This window comes from Nonomuraea turcica (assembly GCF_030718205.1).
Lineage (GTDB): Bacteria > Actinomycetota > Actinomycetes > Streptosporangiales > Streptosporangiaceae > Nonomuraea.
This window is the reverse complement of record NZ_JAUZQF010000023.1, coordinates 153,137-171,188: the sequence shown is the minus strand read 5'-3', so window position 1 is coordinate 171,188 and position 18,052 is coordinate 153,137. Positions and strand designations below refer to the sequence as shown.

Annotated in this window: 19 protein-coding genes; 11 read left to right on the top strand and 8 right to left on the bottom strand. The window is 71.6% G+C overall.

All coding sequences use genetic code 11. From position 1 onward, the window contains the following. Positions 1-62: 62 nt before the first annotated feature. Both Q9G87_RS45030 and Q9G87_RS45025 read right to left on the bottom strand, forming a co-directional pair. Entirely contained in the window at positions 63-1,355 is a 1,293-nt protein-coding gene (locus tag Q9G87_RS45030) for a sensor histidine kinase (RefSeq protein ID WP_305922775.1), read from the bottom strand. Beyond that, on the bottom strand, positions 1,336-2,010 hold the full coding sequence (locus tag Q9G87_RS45025; RefSeq protein WP_305922774.1) for a response regulator transcription factor: 675 nt from the start codon (positions 2,008-2,010) through the stop codon (positions 1,336-1,338). The genes Q9G87_RS45030 and Q9G87_RS45025 overlap by 20 nt, the downstream gene beginning before the upstream one ends. A gap of 42 nt (positions 2,011-2,052) precedes the next feature. Here Q9G87_RS45025 and Q9G87_RS45020 point away from each other — a divergent pair, with 42 nt between their 5' ends. From Q9G87_RS45020 to Q9G87_RS45010, 3 genes are read left to right on the top strand one after another with little or no spacing between them, the layout of a single operon-like run. Then, entirely contained in the window at positions 2,053-2,736 is a 684-nt protein-coding gene (locus Q9G87_RS45020; protein ID WP_305922773.1) for an alpha/beta fold hydrolase, read from the top strand. A gap of 43 nt (positions 2,737-2,779) precedes the next feature. After that, a complete protein-coding gene (locus Q9G87_RS45015; protein ID WP_305922822.1) occupies positions 2,780-3,865 on the top strand; it encodes an FUSC family protein in 1,086 nt (361 codons plus the stop codon). Positions 3,866-3,899: 34 nt separating this feature from the next. Continuing rightward, a complete protein-coding gene (locus Q9G87_RS45010) occupies positions 3,900-4,985 on the top strand; it encodes an FUSC family protein (protein ID WP_305922772.1) in 1,086 nt (361 codons plus the stop codon). Between the two features lie 5 nt (positions 4,986-4,990). Here Q9G87_RS45010 and Q9G87_RS45005 read toward each other — a convergent pair whose 3' ends face one another. The 3 genes from Q9G87_RS45005 to Q9G87_RS44995 all read right to left on the bottom strand — a co-directional run bounded on the left by Q9G87_RS45005 (position 4,991) and on the right by Q9G87_RS44995 (position 6,662). Further along, the gene (locus tag Q9G87_RS45005) at positions 4,991-5,374 is read right to left on the bottom strand and encodes a type II toxin-antitoxin system death-on-curing family toxin (RefSeq protein ID WP_305922771.1); all 384 of its coding nucleotides are present in this window, start codon (positions 5,372-5,374) and stop codon (positions 4,991-4,993) included. Then, positions 5,371-5,574, bottom strand: coding sequence for a type II toxin-antitoxin system TacA family antitoxin (locus tag Q9G87_RS45000; protein WP_305922770.1), 204 nt, complete (start codon positions 5,572-5,574; stop codon positions 5,371-5,373). The genes Q9G87_RS45005 and Q9G87_RS45000 overlap by 4 nt, the downstream gene beginning before the upstream one ends. Before the next feature lie 77 nt (positions 5,575-5,651). Next, on the bottom strand, positions 5,652-6,662 hold the full coding sequence (locus Q9G87_RS44995) for an aldo/keto reductase (RefSeq protein WP_305922769.1): 1,011 nt from the start codon (positions 6,660-6,662) through the stop codon (positions 5,652-5,654). Positions 6,663-6,751: 89 nt separating this feature from the next. Between Q9G87_RS44995 and Q9G87_RS44990 the strand changes: the two genes are divergently transcribed. Beyond that, positions 6,752-7,297 carry a TetR/AcrR family transcriptional regulator gene (locus Q9G87_RS44990; protein WP_305922768.1) on the top strand — a complete coding sequence of 182 codons (546 nt, stop codon included), beginning with the start codon at positions 6,752-6,754 and terminating at the stop codon, positions 7,295-7,297. Here the strand turns inward: Q9G87_RS44990 and Q9G87_RS44985 are convergent. Further along, entirely contained in the window at positions 7,275-8,444 is a 1,170-nt protein-coding gene (locus Q9G87_RS44985; RefSeq protein WP_305922767.1) for a pyridoxal phosphate-dependent aminotransferase, read from the bottom strand. The genes Q9G87_RS44990 and Q9G87_RS44985 overlap by 23 nt on opposite strands. A 26-nt stretch (positions 8,445-8,470) precedes the next feature. On the opposite strand from Q9G87_RS44985, the gene Q9G87_RS44980 reads away from it, so the two are divergent. From Q9G87_RS44980 to Q9G87_RS44950, 7 genes are all read left to right on the top strand, one after another. After that, positions 8,471-10,183, top strand: coding sequence for an alpha/beta hydrolase (locus Q9G87_RS44980; protein ID WP_305922766.1), 1,713 nt, complete (start codon positions 8,471-8,473; stop codon positions 10,181-10,183). Next, positions 10,180-11,100, top strand: a complete 921-nt coding sequence (locus Q9G87_RS44975; protein WP_305922765.1) for a DUF418 domain-containing protein — start codon at positions 10,180-10,182, stop codon at positions 11,098-11,100. Before Q9G87_RS44980 ends, Q9G87_RS44975 begins: the two co-directional genes overlap by 4 nt. Further along, on the top strand, positions 11,060-11,836 hold the full coding sequence (locus Q9G87_RS44970) for a carbon-nitrogen hydrolase family protein (protein WP_305922764.1): 777 nt from the start codon (positions 11,060-11,062) through the stop codon (positions 11,834-11,836). Before Q9G87_RS44975 ends, Q9G87_RS44970 begins: the two co-directional genes overlap by 41 nt. A gap of 26 nt (positions 11,837-11,862) precedes the next feature. Beyond that, positions 11,863-12,309 carry a hypothetical protein gene (locus Q9G87_RS44965; RefSeq protein WP_305922763.1) on the top strand — a complete coding sequence of 149 codons (447 nt, stop codon included), beginning with the start codon at positions 11,863-11,865 and terminating at the stop codon, positions 12,307-12,309. Positions 12,310-12,376: 67 nt separating this feature from the next. Further along, positions 12,377-12,772 carry a hypothetical protein gene (locus Q9G87_RS44960; protein WP_305922762.1) on the top strand — a complete coding sequence of 132 codons (396 nt, stop codon included), beginning with the start codon at positions 12,377-12,379 and terminating at the stop codon, positions 12,770-12,772. 33 nt (positions 12,773-12,805) lie between these two features. After that, positions 12,806-13,306, top strand: coding sequence for a sigma-70 family RNA polymerase sigma factor (locus tag Q9G87_RS44955; RefSeq protein ID WP_305922761.1), 501 nt, complete (start codon positions 12,806-12,808; stop codon positions 13,304-13,306). Then, positions 13,303-15,282, top strand: a complete 1,980-nt coding sequence (locus Q9G87_RS44950) for a hypothetical protein (RefSeq protein ID WP_305922760.1) — start codon at positions 13,303-13,305, stop codon at positions 15,280-15,282. The genes Q9G87_RS44955 and Q9G87_RS44950 overlap by 4 nt, the downstream gene beginning before the upstream one ends. Here Q9G87_RS44950 and Q9G87_RS44945 read toward each other — a convergent pair. Next, on the bottom strand, positions 15,279-16,766 hold the full coding sequence (locus tag Q9G87_RS44945; protein ID WP_305922759.1) for a carboxyl transferase domain-containing protein: 1,488 nt from the start codon (positions 16,764-16,766) through the stop codon (positions 15,279-15,281). The genes Q9G87_RS44950 and Q9G87_RS44945 overlap by 4 nt on opposite strands. A 73-nt stretch (positions 16,767-16,839) precedes the next feature. After that, positions 16,840-17,997: a CaiB/BaiF CoA transferase family protein gene (locus Q9G87_RS44940; RefSeq protein ID WP_305922758.1), complete on the bottom strand. Its 1,158-nt coding sequence runs from the start codon at positions 17,995-17,997 to the stop codon at positions 16,840-16,842. Positions 17,998-18,052: the final 55 nt, after the last annotated feature.

Below are 18,052 nucleotides of genomic sequence, written 5' to 3'. Positions count from 1 at the left end.
CCGTGCGGATCCAGGTGTAGGCGGCGGGTCTCATCAGACCTCAAACCCCGCCTGAGGGTTTGCTAATCGAGCGGGAGCCGGACGGAGAAGGTCGTGCCGCGGCCCAGGGCCGACTCGACGCCTGCCGAGCCTCCGTGGGCCGCCACGACCGCCTGGACGATCGCCAGTCCCAGCCCCGACCCCTCGCGCGAGCGGGCCCCCGGCGCCCGGTAGAAGCGCTCGAACACCCTGGCCGCCTCGCCCTCGGCCAGCCCGGGGCCGTGGTCGGCGACCTCCAGCACGGCGTGCCCGTCCTCGTGCCGGACCCGTACGTCGACGGCGGTCCCCGGCGGGGTGTGCGTGAGCGCGTTGCGTACGAGATTGCGCAGCACCTGCCCCAGCTCGGCCGCGTCGCCCAGGACCACGAACGCCGCGTCCTCGCCGAACGCGAACGTGATGTCGCGCTCGGGCGCCAGCACCCGCGCGTCGCGTACGACCTCGGCGGCCAGCGGCAGCAGGTCCACGGGCCCATGCTCGCGCGGCCGCTCGGCGTCGAGCCGGGCGAGGACCAGCAGGTCGTCCACGAGCGCCCCCATCCGCCTGGCCTCCTCCTCGATCCGCCGCACGTTCTCGCTGTCGGCGTGCCGCAGGAAGTGCTCGGCGTAGCCGCGGACGACGGTCACCGGGGTGCGCAGCTCGTGGCTGGCGTCGGCCACGAAACGCCGCATCCGCTCCTCCGACTCCCGCCGGGCGGCGAAGGCGGCCTCGATCCTGGCCAGCATGTCGTTGAGCGCGGCCCCGAGGCGGCCCACCTCGGTACGGGGGTCCACGTCGGGCACCCGCCGCGACAGCCGGCCGTCGGCGATCTGCCGGGCCGCGCTCTCGATCTCGGCGAGCGGCCGCAGGCTCCGCCGTACGAACACGAGCCCCGCGACGGCCAGCACCACCACGACCACGCCCCCGGCGAGCAGCTCGATCATGCCGAGCAGCCCGATGGTGGCGTCGATCTCGCGCAGATCCATGGCGGCGACGATCGACTGGCCGCCCGGCCGGGTGTCGACGAGCACGCGCCAATCGCCCGCCGTGTACGGCTCCCGCTCGGCCTGCGGCACGACCGGCGGCCCGCCCGGGTCCCCGCTGACCACCGCCCCTGTGGCGTCGCGGACCTGGAAGACGTAACCGGCGGGCCGCCGCGCCGGGCGGTCGTCGGCCGGGCCGGCCTGGGCGAGCGTCCGGAGCTGCAGGTCGACCTTGTCCACGAGCTCGGCACGCAGCAGGACCAGGCTGGCCACACCGATCGTGACCAGGGCGAGCAGCACGAGGGCGACCGTCCCGGCGATCAGCCGCACCCGCAGGCTACGGAACGCGGAGAACATAGCCCACCGAGCGCACTGTGTGGATGAGCCGCGGCTGGGCGGAGTCGACCTTCCTGCGTAAGAGCGACACGTACTGCTCGACAATGCCGGGATTGCCGCTGAAGTCGGGATCCCACACGTGCTCGAGGATCTGGGCACGGGACAACACCCGGTTGTGGTTGACCATGAAATACCGCAGCAGCTGGAACTCCGTCGCCGACAGTTGGACCTGTCTGCCCGACCGCCACACGGTGTGCGCGTCCTGGTCGAGCTCCAGGTCGGCGACCGCCAGCCGGACCGGCGCCGCCGCGGTGCGCCGGCTGCGGCGCAGCAGCGCGTGAATGCGGGCGATCAGCTCCTCCAGGCTGAAGGGCTTGGTGACATAGTCGTCGCCGCCCGCCGTCAGCCCGCGCACCTTGTCCGCGGTGGCGTCCCTGGCGGTCAGGAAGAGCACGGGGGTGCGGTCGCCGCCCCCGCGCAGCCGCCGTACCACGTCGAATCCATCCAGGTCGGGCAGCATGACGTCGAGCACGATGAGGTCGGGCGCGTGCCGCTGGACCAGACGCACCGCCTCCCGCCCGTCCGCGGCGGCCACCACCTCGAACCCCTCGCGCAGGCAGCCGACGAGCAACTCGCGCAAGCTCGGTTCGTCCTCCACGACGAGCAACGTGTCCATGGCCACCAGGCTAAAGCGGAAAGTTCAACGTAATCTAAACGCGTGATTCGCGAAGCACACGTCAACGGGATCAAGCTCGTCTACCGGGAGGAAGGCGACCCCGCCACTCCCCCGCTGCTGCTGATCCACGGCCGCACGGCGAACCACAATGACTGGAACGGCATCACCCAGCACTTCGCGGCCCGCTACCACGTGCTCGTCCCCGACCTGCGAGGGCACGGGGCCAGCGACTACCCGGGCGCGTACGCGCTGCCGGACATGGCCCAGGACATCGCGGGCCTGCTCGATCACTTGAGGATGGAACGGGCCACGGTGATCGGGCACTCGCTGGGCGGCATGGTGGCCTATCAGCTGGCCATGCGCCATCCGGGCCGCGTCGAGCGACTCGTGCTGGAGGACGTGGCGCCGCCGCTGCCGTTGAAGAACCGGCCGCCCATCGTGGAGGACGGCTCCACCGGGTTCGACTGGCGGATGATGCACGACACCGAGCGTCAGTTCCTCGATCCCGATCCGGGCTGGCTGGAGGGGCTGGCCAGGATCACCGCGCCGACGCTGGTGATCTCGGGCGGGGCGGCGAGCCCGTTCGACGCCGCGGGGACGGCGGCCCGGATCCCGGGGGCCAGGCTGGTGACGATCGAGGCCGGGCATCTCGTCCACGTGACGGCGCGCCGGGCGTTCCTGCGGGCGGTCGACGACTTCGTGAACGACCGCCTCACCACGCCGTAACGCGCGCGTGACGCGGGGGAGCAAGGGTAGGGGCGTGGTCGAGATGCACGTACACGAGCGCTTGAGCCGGCTGCGGCTGATGGCGCCGCCGATCCTGCAGTGCGCCGTCGCGGCCGCCCTCGCCTGGCTCGTGGCCAAGGACCTGCTCGGGCACAGCCGCCCGTTCTTCGCGCCCATCGCGGTCGTCGTGTGCATCGGCGTGGGGCTCGGTCAGCGGCTGCGGCGGGTGGTGGAGCTGGTCGTCGGGGTCAGCCTCGGCGTCGGCGTGGGCGACCTGCTCGTGTCCTGGATCGGCTCAGGGGCGTGGCAGATCGCGCTGGTGGTGGCGCTGGCGATGGCGGCCGCGGTGCTGCTCGACAGCGGCTCGCTGATCGTGCTCCAAGCCGGCTCCTCGGCGGTGCTCGTGGCGACCTTGCTGCCGCCGAGCGGCACAGGCGGAATCGACCGGATGGTCGACGCTCTGGTGGGCGGCCTCATGGGGCTGGCCGCGGTGGCGCTGCTGCCGTCCAGCCCGTCGGCGCTGGCGCACCGGCACGCGGCCGGGATGTTCGACGCGCTCGGCGACGCCCTGCGAGGGATCGCGGAGGCCATCGAGAAGTCCCGGTCGAGCCTGGCCACCGAGGCGCTCGAGGCCGCGCGGGGCAGCCAGACGAACGTGGAGGAGTTCAAGCAGGCGCTGGAGACCAGCCGGGAGATCGCCACCATCTCGCCGCTGCACCGGCACCGCCGCGGCAGGCTCGAGGGGTACGAGAAGGCCGCCGTGCCGCTCGACCACGCGCTGCGCAACGCCAGAGTGCTGGCCAGGCGGGCCATCGTGGCGCTCGACGGCTCCAGCGCGCTGCCGCCCTGGCTGCCCGGGACGCTGCGCGCGCTGGCCGACGCCACGCTGCTGCTCAGGGAGGAGCTGGCCGACGGGCGCACGCCGGAAGAGGCCCGTGAGGCGATCCTGGCGGTGGCGTCGGGGCAGGACGCCGACCGCTGGGGGTTCTCGGCGGACGTGATGATCGCGCAGGTCCGGTCGATCACCGTGGACCTGTTGCAGGCCACCGGCACCGATCGCGAGGAGGCCGTGGCCGCGCTGCCGCCGCTGGACACCTTCCCCGAAAAGGACGTTTCCGGGGGAATGTGACCTTAATGTCACAAAGATCCGCCAAGGTAGAAGGGTGCGAACCCGGCTCAGCGATCACGTGAAGGACCGACTGGGCACGTTCGGCCTCATCGTGCCGTCCATCGCGCAGTGCGCGGTCGGCGCCGCGCTGGCCTGGGTCATCGCCAGGGACCTGCTCGGCCACCCGGCGCCGTTCTTCGCGCCCATCTCCGTGCTGATCTGCGTGGGCATCGGTCTGGGGCAGCGGCTGCGGCGGGTCGTCGAGCTGGTCGTGGGCGTCAGCCTTGGCGTCGGCGTGGGCGACCTGCTCGTGTCCTGGATCGGCTCGGGGGCGTGGCAGATCGCGCTGGTGGTGGCGCTGGCAATGACCATCGCGGGGCTGCTGGACAGCGGGGCGCTGTTCGTGGCCCAGGCCGGGTCGTCGGCGGTGCTGGTGGTCACCCTGGTGCCCGGCGCGGGCGTGGGCGGGCTGGACCGCATGCTCGACGCGCTGACCGGCGGCCTCATCGGCATCGCGGCCGTCGCGCTGCTGCCCGCGAGCCCGTTCGCGATCGCGGCCAAGCATCTGTCCGGGGTGCTCGACGCGCTGTCCACAGTGCTGGAGCGGGCCGCGGAGGCCATCGAGAAGCGGGACGTGGACCTGGCGGCGGAGGCGCTGGAGGAGGCGCGCGGCACGCAGGCGGCGGTGGAGGAGTTCGAGCAGGCGCTGGAGACCAGCAAGGAGATCACCATGATCTCACCGCTGCACTGGCATCGGCGGGCCCGCCTGGCCCGGTACGAGACCGCCGCCATGCCCGTCGATCTGGCCCTGCGCAACGCCCGGGTGCTCAGCAGGCGCACGCTGTCCTCGCTCGGAGAGGCGAGCCCGCCACCGGCAACGCTGGCCGAGGCGATGCGTGAGGTGTCGGAGGCGGCCCTGCTGCTGCAGCTGGAGCTGGGGGCGGGGCGGGAGCCGACGCTGGCGCAGCAGGCGCTGCTGGCGGTGGCGGCACGGGAGCGGCCCGAGCAGCTGGGCTTCTCGGCCCATGTGATCATCGCGCAGCTGCGGTCCGTGGTCGTGGATCTGCTGCAGGCGACCGGGATGGAGCACGAGGAGGCCACGGCGGCGCTGACGCCGCTCGACAAGCCCGACCAGGAGTGAGGCCGTCAGGACGGCTGGGTGAAGGTGCGCAGGACGTCGGCGATCTCGTCGACTTCGGTGAGCTTGCCGGAGGCGACGGCGATGACGAGGTCATAGGCGACGTCATCGTCGGCCGGGTCGAGCTCGACGCCGTTCTTGGCGAGGAAGACATAGGTCAGCAGCCAGTCCGCCCGCTTGTTGCCGTCGACGAAGGGGTGGTTGGCGACCACCGAGTGGAGGAGGGCGGCGCCCTTCTCGAACAGGTCAGGATAGGCGTCCCGTCCGAAGAGGGATGTCTGCGGCCTGAGGAGGGCCGCCTCGAGCAGGCCGAGATCGCGCACCTCGATGGGGCCGCCGACAGCGGCGCGCGCAACGCGCAGCCCCTGCTCCAGGGTGACATAGCGGGTCACTCGCCTAGCCTCCGCAACAGATCGGCGAAGCGCTGCGCGCCCTTCGCCGCCAACGCGTCAGTCATTTCGTCGTCCGACACGCGCTGGAGGTAGTCGTCGATCGCGCGTAGAGCGACCTGCTGCATGCTCCGCCCCTCCACCTCCGCGCGCTTGCGGAGGGCGTCGGTCTGCTCGTCACTCAAGCGAAGGGTCATAGCCATACTCCGCATCATAGGTGCGAGGAGGTATCACCTTGATACCGCGCATGGCAGATTACCCTACGTGACGATACGTTGACTCACCGCGGAACAAGATGGAACAGCGTGCCGTCCATCGGGTCCAGGTCGCGCAGGGAGATGTCGTCCAGCCTGGCCACCGCCTCCTCCGGCAACACCAGCTCGAACGCCGCCAGGTTCTCCCGCAACTGCCTCACCGACCGCGGCCCGATCAGGACCGAGGTCACCCCGGGTCGCCCCGCCACCCAGGCCAGCGCCACCTCGGCCGGTGCCGCGCCGACCTCGGCCGCGACCTTGACCAGCCCCTCGGCGATGGCCAGGTTGCGGTCGTTCAGCAGCGAACGGGCCCACCGGTCCGCGCCCGCCATCCCCAGCAGCCGGCCCATCCTGCTGTCCGGGTCCGGGGTCTCGCCGGGCCGGTAGCGGCCGGTCAGCACGCCGCCGCCGAGCGTCCCGTACACGACCGTGCCGATCCCGTGCCGCGCGCACACGGGCAGGATCTCCGCCTCGATCACACGCTGGATCAGCGAGTACTGTGGCTGGAGGCTCACGAACGGGGCGCCGCCCACGCGGGCGGCGGCCCACTGCGACTCGACGATCTGCGTCGCGGTGAAGTTGGAGCAGCCGAGGTAACGGACCTTCCCCGCGCGGACGAATCCGTCGAGGGTTGCCATGGTCTCCTCGATCGGCGTCGCCGGATCCCACTGGTGGCACTGGTAGAGGTCGATGTAGTCGGTGCCCAGCCGGCGCAGGCTGGCGTCGAGCGCCCTGGTGAGGTGCCGCCGCGACAGGCCGCGCCCTTCCGTGCCGACGGGCATGGCGCCTTTCGTGGCCAGCACGACCCACTCGCGCCGCCCCTTGAGCGCTCGGCCGACGATCTCCTCTGTCTCGCCCCGGTGGTAGAGGTCGGCGGTGTCGATGAAGGTGCCGCCCGCGTCGATGAAGGCGCCGATGATCCGGCCAGCCTCGGCTTCGTCGCTGGCGGCCAGGCCGTGCTCGGTGCCGAAGTTCATCGTGCCCAGGCATGCCCTGGAGACGCGCAGGCCGGAACGGCCCACGTTCAGGTAATCCATCGGGAATCCCCTAGAATTCGGAATGCTTGTTCCACTTGGACCATACGGAACACTCGTTCCGGTTGTCAACGGGAAACGAAGGGAGCCCCATGCGCGCCGACGCCCAGCGCAACCGCGCACGCGTGCTCGACGCCGCGGAAGAGGTGCTGGCCAGAGACGGACTGTCGGCGTCGATGCGCGAGATCGCCGAGGTCGCGGGCGTGGGGGTCGGTACGATCTACCGCCAGTTCCCCACGAAGGAGGCCCTCTACCAGGCCATCGTGATGGACCGGCAGCAACGGCTGGCAGGCCTGGCCGATGAGCTGGCCGCGGCACAAGACGCCGGTGCGGCGTTCTTCGCGTTCTTCACCAAGATCGTGGAGGACTCGACGGTCAAGAAGGTCCTCGTGGACGCACTGGCCGTCGCCGGCATCGACGCGAAGGCAGGCGCGCCCGACATCAGGGGAGCCATCGAGGCGCTCCTGACGCGTGCGCAGCGGGCCGGGGCGGTGCGGGGCGACGTCGGCATGGCCGAGTTGCTGGCCCTGCTCAGCGCCACCTGCCTGGCGGCCCAGCACAACAACTGGGACGAGGGCCTGCGCACCCGCACCCTCGCCGTCGTCTTCGACGGGCTCAGGCCCCCGACAGGCGCTTGAGTCTGGTCACCGCCTCGTCGATGACCTCCTCCTTCTTGCAGAAGGCGAACCTGACGAAGTGCCGGCCCCGCTCGGCGTGGTCGTAGAAGACCTGGGTGGGGATGGCCACCACCCCGGCCAGCTCCGGCAGCCTCCTCGTCAGGTCCAGCCCGTCGGTGAATCCGAGCGGCCTGATGTCGGTCTGCACGAAATAGGTGCCCGCCGGCTTGAGCACCTCGAACCCGGCCGCCGCCAGCCCCTCCATGAGCCGGTCGCGCTTGTCCTGGAGCCCGGCGCGCAGCGCGGCCACCCATTCCAGCTCCTGCCGCAGCCCGTACGCGACCGCCAGCTGCCACGGCGCGCTCGCGGTGAACGTGAGGAACTGCTTGACCGTCTGCACCGCCGTGACCAGCGGCGCCGGCGCGCACACCCACCCGGTCTTCCAGCCGGTCACCGAGAACGTCTTGCCCGCCGAGGAGATCATCACGGTGCGCTCCCGCATGCCGGGCAGGGTGGCCAGCGGAATGTGCTCGACTCCGTCGAACGTCAGGTGCTCGTAGACCTCGTCGGTGATCGCCACCAGATCCCGCTCCTGGCAGAGCTCGGCGATGACGGTCAGCTCGGCGCGGGTGAACACGGTCCCCGTGGGGTTGTGCGGCGAGTTGACCAGGATGGCGCGGGTGCGCGGCGTGACCGCGGCACGCAGCTCGTCGGGGTCGAACGTGAAGCGGCCCGCGACCGGCCGCAGCGTGACGCCCACCAGCCGGGCCTGGGCCAGCGCGATCGAGGCGGCGTAGGAGTCGTAGTAGGGCTCGAACGCGATCACCTCGTCGCCCGGCTCGCACAGTGCCAGCACGCTCGCCGCGATGGCCTCGGTGGCGCCCACGGTGACGAGGATCTCGCCGGCCGGATCGTAGGACAGCCCGTAATGCTCGGCCCGGTGCTCGGAGACGGCACGGCGCAGCTCGGGCATCCCGGGCCCCGGAGGATATTGGTTGGCGCCCGACGTGATCGCCTGGACCGCGCGATCGAGCATCGCCGCCGGCCCGTCGGTGTCGGGGAAGCCCTGACCGAGGTTGATCGACCCGGTCTGAACGGCGAGCGCGCTCATCTCGGCGAAAATCGTCGTCCCGAAGGCGCGCATCCTGGCCACAAGAGGTTCCGTCACAACGCCAGACTATTAGTCTTCCTTCCGTGATCACTCGGGTCGTGCTCGCCCTCGCCCTGTCCGTGCCTGCCGTCATGACCTTCACCCCACCGTCCGCCGCGCCCCGGCCAGGCGGCTGCCCGGTCGTCATGCCGCCTCGCACCACCTGCGGGTTCCTCGTCGTCCCCGAGCGCAGGGACGCCCCGGACAGGAGGATCAAGGTCGGCTACGCCGTGCGCTCTTCGACCGCGAAGGGGCGCAAACCGGACCCGGTCGTGTACATGAGCGGCGGCCCGGGATCGGCGTCGATCCAGCTCACCGGTTTCCTGAGCGCGATGTTCCCGGACCGTGACGTGGTGACGATCGAGCAGCGCGGCGGCCCGCACTCCGAGCCCGTGCTGGGCTGCCCCGAGACGGCCGCGGCGCTGCTCGGGCAGCTGCGCACGCCTCCCACGGACGTGGGCGCGGCCGCCGTCAAGTGCCGCGACCGGCTCCGCGAACAGAGCATCGACCTGCGGGGATACAACACGAAGGAGATGGTGGCCGACGTCGTCGCGTTACGTCGGGAGCTCGGCTACGCGTCGTGGAACCTGTTCGGCGTCAGCTACTCGACGAGGGTCATGCTGGACGTGGCCGCGGCCGACCCGGAGGGCACCCGCACCGTGGTGCTGGACTCGTTCCTGCCGGAGCGCGTCGCCTGGTACGACGACGCCGAACGCAACCTCGCGGACACGATGACCCTGCTCGGCGTCCGGGACGAGTCCGCGGCCATGACCGCCAGGCTGAACGCCGCACCGGCGCGGGTGCCGGTCACCGACCCAGTGCTCGGCAGGGGGTTCACGGCGCGGATGACCGGCGACGACGTGGCCACCATCATGGCGGAGGCGCTGCACGAGGCTGACGTCGCCGCGGTGGCGCCGGCGCTGGTCCCGGCGCTGGCCGGCGGGCACGACGAGCTGCTGCGGCCGCTGGCGGACGCCGTGGGCGAAGGGCTGACCTCGCACGCGTTCGGGCTGTATCACGCGGTGCAGTGCCAGGACGAGGTCCCGTTCAACGCCTTCACCGCCAAGTCCCGGCTGTTCACCGTGAACGCCGACAGAGCGGTGTGCGACGCGTGGCGGCTCCCCAAGTCCACGCCGGTCAACAGCGCCCCCAAGGGCCCGGTGCTCGTGCTCGGCGGCCGGTACGACCCCACCACCCCGCCCAGGACCAGCAGACCCGCCGCCGAGGCGCTCCCCGCCGGCCGCTTCGCCGAGATCCCCGGCGCCGCGCACGCCGTCTTCCTCACCAGTGCATGCGCCCGAAGGAAGATCGTCGACTTCGTGGCCGATCCGGTCTCCAACACCGCCGCGCCCTGCCTGGACGACGCCGACCGGCCTGGCGACCTGCACGTGACCGGCGCCCCCTACCAGATCTCCCGGTCGCCGTGGCTGGCCGCGCCGTTCGGGTTGTTCGCGCTCGCGGCACTGGTCCAGCTGGTGACGGGCGCGCTGAGGGGCCGGTCGGTGGCGGCGTTCGGCGGGCTGGCGGGCGTGGCGTTCGCCGGGCTGGTGGCGCAGTCCGTGTACGACCAGGCGGTCAGGAACGAGACGGCTCTGGCCGTCGGCGTCCCCGGCGTGGTCGGCATGTACACGTGGATCGCGGTCGCCTCTGCCGTGCTGACCGCGGCGGTCTTGCTCCGCGATCGCCGATGGCCGCAGATCGCCGCGACCGTCATCAGCGGCGGATTCCTCGTATGGTGGTTCACCTGGGTCCTATGACGCGCATCCGAGAGCTCGACGCCCTCCGCGGCTTCGCGGTGGGCGGCATCATGCTGGTCAACACCTGGCAGCACACCCCGCATGAGCCGCCGAACACCCTCGACTGGACCATCGAGGCGTTCCTCCAGAGCCGGTTCTACCCGATCTTCTCGTTGCTGTTCGGCATCAGCTTCATGCTCTTCCTGCGCGGCAACAACCGGTGGGCGCTGCTGAGCCGGCTGTTCTGGTTGTTCTGCATCGGGCTGATCCAGCACACGTTCTACGAGGGCGAGGTGCTCACCGACTACGCCTTCTACGGGGCGGTGGTGCTGCTGCCCGCCACGTTCCTGGCGCCAGGGGCGCCGGTGCTGCTGCTGGGGCTGGCGACGATCACGTGGGCGTTGCTGGTGGGCGGGGGGCCGCTGCTGATCCCCGGACTGTTCCTCGTCGGCATGGCCCTGTGGGAGCTGCGGCCACCCAGGTGGCTGCTGCTGCCGGGGTTCGCGGCGGCGGCAGTGGCCACCGCGTTGCTGACCTCCGCGTGGGCCCTCACCAACGAGTGGCTCGCCTACAGCATGGCCGCGCTGGCCGGGGCGGCTGCGTACTCGCTGGGGCTGCTGCTGGCATTGCGGCCGTGGTTGTCGGCGGTGCTGGAGCCCCTGGGGAAGATGGCGCTGACGAACTACGTCACGGGCACCGCGGTGATCGTCCTGACCGGGCCGGTGCGGGAGGCCGACCCGACCCGCTGGGCGGTGGTGGCCGTGGCGCTGGTGACCGTGGCCGTGCAGGTGGTGCTCAGCCGGTGGTGGCTGGCGCGGTTCAGGTACGGTCCGCTCGAGTGGGTCTGGCGGTGCCTCACCCGGTTCCGGCTGGTGCCCAACAAGCTAGAGTCGGGCCGTGACCACAATCGCCCTCTGCCAGATCCCGGTGTCACCTGACCCGTCGACGAACCTCAAGAGGGTCAGGGAGGCGCTCTCCCGAGCCGAAGGGGCCGACCTGGCCATCTTCCCCGAGGCCACGCTCACCCGCTACGGACGGCGCATCACGAGCCTGGCCGAGCCGCTGGACGGGCCGTTCGTGTCGGGCCTGGCCGAGGCGGCACGCGAGCACGGCACGGCGGTGATCGCCGGCGTGTTCTCGCCGGGCGAGGGACGTGTGCACAACACGGCGGTGGCCCTCGACCCCCAGGGGACGATTAAGGCGGCGTACCGGAAGATCCACCTGTTCGACTCGTTCGGCGCGAAGGAGTCGGACCTGGTCGCGCCCGGCGCCGAGCCGGTCGTCGTGGAGCTGGCCGGGCTCAGGGTGGGGCTGATCACCTGCTACGACATCCGTTTCCCCGAGCTGGCCAGGGCGCTGGTCGACAAGGGCGCGGAGCTGTTCGCGGTGATCGCGGCCTGGGGTTCCGGGCCGCTGAAGGAGGACCACTGGGTGACCCTCGTCAGGGCCCGGGCCTTGGAGAACACGACGTGGACCGCGGCCGTAGGCCAGGCGCCCAACCCGGCCGAGTCGTCCGACGGCTACGGCGTGGGCCGCAGCATGCTGGTGGACCCGCTGGGCGTGGTCCGCGCCGACCTCGGCACCGCGCCCGGCGTGCAGGTGGTGCGGGTAGACCCGGAATGGACCGCCACGGCCCGGGCCACGCTCCCGTGCTTGGAACACCGGGTTTTGTAGGGGTCAACCGATCGTAAAGTAGTACCGTGAGCGGAACGCAGATGCAGAAGGTCATCCCGCCGCGTCTGCTCGTGCCCTACCTGTCGGGCAAGCGCACGGTGATCTCCGGCTACGTCTATCGGGTGCAGGACTGCGTCAGGCTGACCACACCCGAGGCGCTCTACTGGGGGCTCGACCTGTCGTTCGACGGATCGGAGTTGTTCGCCGAGGTGCCCGAGCTATATGTGATGCGGTGGTATGCCCGCGATGTCGACACCTACGCGGTGCCGTACGGGCCCCACATGGGTGGCGACTGGAGCGACGCGCCGCCGTTCGCCGGCAACGGGTTCACGACCTCCCCCGACCACGTGGTGCCGCAGTTCCACACCGTGCCGATGCCGATCCCGGCCGGTGCGGAGATCGTCCACCTCACCCCGGACAGTGAGCGGCGCTTCGCCGACTACGACGGGCTGACCTGGCGGCCCGCCGCATGAGCGAGCGAAGCGAGCGAACCAGTAGACACAGCCGAGTCTCGCTCATGCGCCCGACGAAGGAGGGCGCATGAGCGAGGAGATCGCGCCGGTCGCCTCCGGCTTCGTGGCCCGCTACGGCGAGCTGACCCTGCCTGCCGCGCTCGGCCCCGACAACGACCAGGTGGTGTTGTTCAGCGAGGCCGAGCTGGAGGGCTTCGAGCCGGCGGCCGGCTACTGGCGGCGCACCGTGGCCAGGTCCGAGGTGGAGTGGCTGGTGCTGATCCGCACGGTGGGGGCGTTCGGCGGGGAGCCGTGCATCGTGCTGGACGAGGACGAGGACGGGCTGCACATCGCCTACACCGGGCACAGCGGGATGAAGGCGGAGGCGCTGGGCTACTGGATGGTGGACCACGGCGCCTACGAGGTCGTGGTGCCCCGCGAAGAGGTCTTCTCCATCCGGGTCGAACGCATCCCGGTTCCTTAGTCAACGAACACACGCCTGGTGTGTCTCTGAAGTGTGATCGACACAGCAACCATGGCGCAGCCGTCGTTCGCCGAGTTGTTCGCCGCCCAGTACCAAAGTCTGGTACGCCTGGCGGGCCTGCTCGGCGCCGACGACCCTGAGGACATCGCCCAGGAGGCGTTCGCCCGGCTGCACACCAGGCGGTTGCGCGACGACGGGGCCGCCCTGGCCTACCTGCGCGCGACCGTCTGCAACCTGACCCGCAACCGGCTGCGGCACCTCAGGCTCGTCCGGTTACGCCGCCCCGACCCCCCTGAGCCGGCGCGCAGCAGCGAGCACGCCGTGCTCGTCGCCGAGGAGCACCGCGAGCTGCTCGCCGCCGTCGACCGCCTGCCGCGCCGCCAGCGCGAGGCCCTGGTCCTGCGCTACTGGCTGGACCTGTCCGAACGCGAGATCGCCGACGCCATGGGCGTGTCGCCCGGATCGGTGAAGACGCACGCCAGCAGGGCCCTGGCCGCCCTCGGCAAGGCGCTGAAGGAGGAGGACGCGCGATGAGCGAGCTGGAAGAGCGCCTGCGCGCCGCGTTCGAGGCGCGGGCCCAGACCTACGAGGCCAGCCCGGACGCCTGGCAGCGGGTGCTCGATCGGCGGCCGCGGCGCTCGCGGGCGCGGTGGGCACTAGCCGCGCTGCCGGTGGCGCTGCTGGCGGTGTTCGTGCCCATCCTCCTCAACGGTGGACTCGGCAGGAACTCCGCGGCCAACGACCCCGACGAGATCTACCGGCGGCTCATGGAGGGTAGGACACCGGCCGGCGAATCGGTGACCCTCGACGACCCCGCAGGAGGGAAACTGCGGCTCTGGTTCGCCGGCGGCGTGATGGGCCAGCCTGAGCTGTGCCACATCGCCGAGCACGCGGGCGCGGAGCCGTACGGGTCCTGCGGCGGCATGAGGGACACCCGCATCACCACCTGGAACGGCTGGTATGAAGGCAGCACGGCCAGGGACGGCGCGAGCCGCGTCATGGACTACGGCGTGGCCCGCCCGGGCGTCGAGGCGGTCGGCGCGGTGACCGAGAGCGGGCGGAAGATCCCCGGCACGCTGCTGCGCCCGCGAGAGGCGCCGTTCCTGATCTGGACGGTCACGTACGCCGCCACTGACCCCGTGTCGAAGGTCGTGTTCTCCGAGCCCGGACGCCCCGACCGCGAGATGCCGCGCTCCATGCTGCGCCGAAGCCTGGTCAAGGGCGACGAGCAGGTGGGAAAGACCATCGAACTGGGCGCCGGCCTCTCTGTCGGCCCGTACAAGACGGAGAACGGCCGGATGCTGGTCTGGATGCGCCACGGCGTGGTCATCGGATCGACCAGACTCGAGCCCGAAGACGTGCTGAAGGACGCGCCGGTGTCCTTTTTCCTCTTCGGGGATCAGGCCTTGGGCGTAGCCAGGAAGGACATCGCCCAGGTTCGGATAGCGGCCGCTGGAGGCGGGGCGACCACCGTGGCGACGAGGTCCGATCCGTGGAGCCTGGGCATCGTGCTGTTCGCCACGGCACCGCAGGACGGCGTGGCGGCGGGCCACCGCCTCACCGCCTACGACCCCACCGGCAAGGAGATCTGGCGCAAGGACTCGAACCCGGCCGCGGGACCCGAGCCGGACGTCGGCAAGCAGGTCGGCGACACGATCACCCTTCCCGGCACGGAGGACTTCGGCCATGGCCCCGTCCGCCTGTGGTTCGTCAAGTCGGCGGACGCCCACATGCTCTGCGTCTCCGGCGGAGTCGGCTACGACGGGCGTAAGGAGAACGGCTGCGGCCGCGCGGATTTGGACGCCGCCAGCGGCTTCAGCCACAGCTCTGCGAACACCTTCCTCCCCGCGCCGGGCACGACCATCTCCTACGGCGCGGCGCCGCCGGAGTGGGAGGCAGGCGACGCGGTGCTCAAGGACGGGCGGCGCATCCGCGGTGCGTTCGTGTCCGCCCCGGGCGCTCCCGCCCGCGTCTGGTACGTCAGGTATCCCTACGGCACCGACGTCGCCGCCTTCGCCTTCAAGGTGAAGGGCAGGCAGCTCGAGCAGGTCTCGCACACCCGGCACGACTGCTGGGAGGCGGATCGGTCTCAGGGCCGTGCCCACGCGCTGCCCCGCGGGACCATCACGGCCGTGCTCTTTCCGGACAACTGCACCAGGTTCTGGAAGGGGAACCAACAGCTGCCGGGCACGTTCGAGCCCATCCCCGGCGGGAAGCTGAGCGACATGATCGCGGCCGAGCGGCCGCTGGAGTGGGCGCAGCACAAGACCGACTGGTACGGCTTCACGCTCCCCGGCACGGCCCGCGTCGAGGTCAAGCTGAAGGGCGGCGACACCGCGACCGCCGACACCATGCCCGATCCTTGGGGGCAGGGTGTGCTGATGTTCGTAGGGCCGGTGCCCGAGAAGGCGGGCAAGCCCGGGATCATCTGGCCGGGCCTGCGGTTCACCGGGTACGACGCCGCCGGCCGGGTGGTGTGGACCTACAAGCCGCGCTGGCCGCCGTCCTAGAGGCCGAGGTTGCGGTAGCGGGCCTGGCGGGCCGCGAGACGGTCCGCCGGGCTCACCGCCAGCAATCCCGCGATCTCGTGCTCCAGCGCCCGTCCCACCCGCTCGCAGAACTGCCGCGGCTCGTACGCGGCGTCCGGCAGCTCCGGGATGACCCGGTCCACGATGCCGTCGTGCCGCAGGTCGGTGGCGCGGATGCGCTGCGCCTGGGCGATCTCGGGAGCGAAGTCGACCGAACGGTAGAGGATCGCCGAGGCGCCCTCCGGCGGCAGCGGCGACAACCAGGCGTGTTGCGCGCAGAGCACCCGGTCGGCGGGCAGCAGGGCCAGCGCCGCGCCGCCGGCGCCCTCGCCGAGCAGCAGGCAGACGGTCGGCGCGTCGAGCATGACGAGCTCGGCCAGGCAGCGGGCGATCTCGGCGGCCAGCCCGCCCTCCTCGGCCGCCTTCGACAGGTCGGCTCCGGCCGTGTCGATCACGGTGATCAGCGGCAGGCCCAGCTCGGCGGCCAGCCGCATGCCGCGCCTGGCCACCCGGAGCCCCGCCGGGCCGAGCGGCGAGTTGGCCCGCTGGACCCGGCGGTCCTGGCCGAGCACCACGGCCGGCGCGCTGCCGAACTTGGCCAGCGCCAGCAGCAGCCCCGGCTCGTTCTCCCCCTCCCCCGTGCCGCTGAGCGGGGTCACGTCGGTGGCGGCGAGCTTGAGCAGCGTACGCACGCCCGGCCGGTCGTCGCGGCGTGAGCGGGTGATCGCCTCCCACGCCTCCACCGGCCGCAGGTCCTCCTCCGGGGCCGGTCCCGCCTCGATGGCGGAGCGGTCGGCGGCCAGCACGGCCAGCGCCCTGATCGCGATCGCCCGCAGGTCAGCGGCCGAGACCACGGCGTCGAGCAGGCCCTTGCGGCGCAGGTTTTCAGCGACCTGCACGCCCTCGGGGAAGGGATAGCCGTGCAGCGCCTCGAAGACCCGCGGCCCCAGGAACCCGATCAACGCCTCCGGCTCGGCGGCGGCGACGTGCCCGAGCGACCCCCACGACGCGAACACTCCGCCGGTCGTCGGATGCCGCAAATACACCAGGTAGGGCAGCCCGGCGAGCCGGTGCGCCTGGAGCGCCACCGTGATCTTCACCATCTGGACGAACGCGAGCGCGCCCTCCTGCATGCGGGTGCCCCCGGAGGCCGGCGCGGCCAGCAGCGGCAGCCGCTCGCGGGTGGCCCGCTCGACCGCCGACACGAACCGCTCGGCCGCCGCCACCCCGATCGAGCCGGCCATGAACGAGAACTCGCACGCCACGACCGCCACCCTGCGGCCCTCGAGCAGCCCTTCACCGGTGACCACCGCCTCGTCGTAGCCGGACTTGGCGCGGGCCGCGGCCAGCTCGTCGGCGTAGGAGGAGCCGGGCTCGGCCGGATCGGCGGGCGGCGCGTCCCACGACTTCCACGATCCCCGGTCGAGGACCGTTTCGATCAGAGTGCGCGCGTCCGGACGGCTCACTATCGCTCCCTAATGTCTGCCGACGTTGCAATGTTGACGCGCGAGCGCATCAGACGGTGCCACCGATCGCGAATCATCCTTCACGTTCCTCCAGCCAGGCCAGCACCGCGTCGCCGTCCTGACCGAGCATGGGCGGCGCGGTGTGCTCCACCCCGGTCAGCCCGTCGAAGCGCAGCGGCGGCCCCGGCAGCTCGATGCGGCCGAGCACGGGGTGCTCGACCTCGACGACCAAGCCCTGCGAGCGGGTCTGCTCCCAGGTGTAGACCTCGTCGAGCGATCTGATCGCACCGGCCGGCACGCCGGCCGCGCCCAGCTTGGCCAGCCAGTGGCCGCGGTCGTGGGCGGCCAGAGCCTTCTCCATGTCGGCGATCAGCTCCTTGCGGTGGGCGCGCCGGTCCTTGTTCGTGGCGTAGCGCGGCGTTTCCGGGTCGATGCCGAGCAGGGTGGCGACCTTGCGCCACTGGCCCTCGTTGGCGGCGGCGATCTGCAGCATGCCGTCGGCGCAGCGGAAGGAGCCGTACGGGGTGATGGAGACGTGGTGGTTGCCGCTGGCGGCGGGCACCTGGCCGCCCACCGTCCAGGCGGTGCCGTGGTAGGCGTGCACGCCGGTGACGGCGGCCAGCAGCGAGGTGCGCACGACGCGGCCCTTGCCGGTGCGCTCGCGCTCGTAGAGCGCGCCGGCCACGCCGTAGGCGCCGTGGATGCCGGCGAGCAGGTCGGAAATGGAGGCGCCGACGCGGTAGGGCTCGTCGGGCGAGGGGCCGGTCAGCGACATCAGGCCGGCCTCGCCCTGGGCGATCTGGTCGTAGCCGGGGCGGCCGCCCTCCGGGCCGTCGTGGCCGAAGCCGGTGATCGACAGGATGACCAGGCGCGGGTTGATCTCGTGCAGCCGCTCGACGGAGAAGCCGAGGCGGTCGAGCACGCCGGTGCGGAAGTTCTCCACGAGGACGTCGCTCTGGCGGACGAGGCGCTCGATGAGCCGTTTGCCCTCGGGGGACTTCATGTCGACGGCGATGGACTGCTTGTTGCGGTTGGCCGCCAGAAAATACGTCGAAATATCGTGGTCCGGGCCGACGAACGGCGGCCCCCAGCCGCGCGACTCGTCACCCCCGTCCGGATGCTCCACCTTGATCACCGTTGCGCCCAGGTCACCGAGCATCTGCGCCGCGTGCGGTCCGGCCAGGGCCCTGGACAGGTCGAGCACGACGATGTCGCCGAGGGGTCCGAGCACGGTCAACCTCCTGCTTGCGTCCGGGCTGCTTGCGTACGTGCCGCCTGCGGTCGGG

What these genes read in the sequence shown, in the direction of transcription:
- Q9G87_RS45000 (WP_305922770.1), bottom strand. Translation starts at nt 5,574, where the DNA reads ATGGCTATGACCCTTCGCTTGAGTGACGAGCAGACCGACGCCCTCCGC.
- Q9G87_RS44975 (WP_305922765.1), top strand. Translation starts at nt 10,180, where the DNA reads ATGACGCGCATCCGAGAGCTCGACGCCCTCCGCGGCTTCGCGGTGGGC.
- Q9G87_RS44960 (WP_305922762.1), top strand. Translation starts at nt 12,377, where the DNA reads ATGAGCGAGGAGATCGCGCCGGTCGCCTCCGGCTTCGTGGCCCGCTAC.
- Q9G87_RS44950 (WP_305922760.1), top strand. Translation starts at nt 13,303, where the DNA reads ATGAGCGAGCTGGAAGAGCGCCTGCGCGCCGCGTTCGAGGCGCGGGCC.
- Q9G87_RS44990 (WP_305922768.1), top strand. Translation starts at nt 6,752, where the DNA reads ATGCGCGCCGACGCCCAGCGCAACCGCGCACGCGTGCTCGACGCCGCG.
- Q9G87_RS44995 (WP_305922769.1), bottom strand. Translation starts at nt 6,662, where the DNA reads ATGGATTACCTGAACGTGGGCCGTTCCGGCCTGCGCGTCTCCAGGGCA.
- Q9G87_RS45015 (WP_305922822.1), top strand. Translation starts at nt 2,780, where the DNA reads ATGCACGTACACGAGCGCTTGAGCCGGCTGCGGCTGATGGCGCCGCCG.
- Q9G87_RS45030 (WP_305922775.1), bottom strand. Translation starts at nt 1,355, where the DNA reads ATGTTCTCCGCGTTCCGTAGCCTGCGGGTGCGGCTGATCGCCGGGACG.
- Q9G87_RS45025 (WP_305922774.1), bottom strand. Translation starts at nt 2,010, where the DNA reads ATGGACACGTTGCTCGTCGTGGAGGACGAACCGAGCTTGCGCGAGTTG.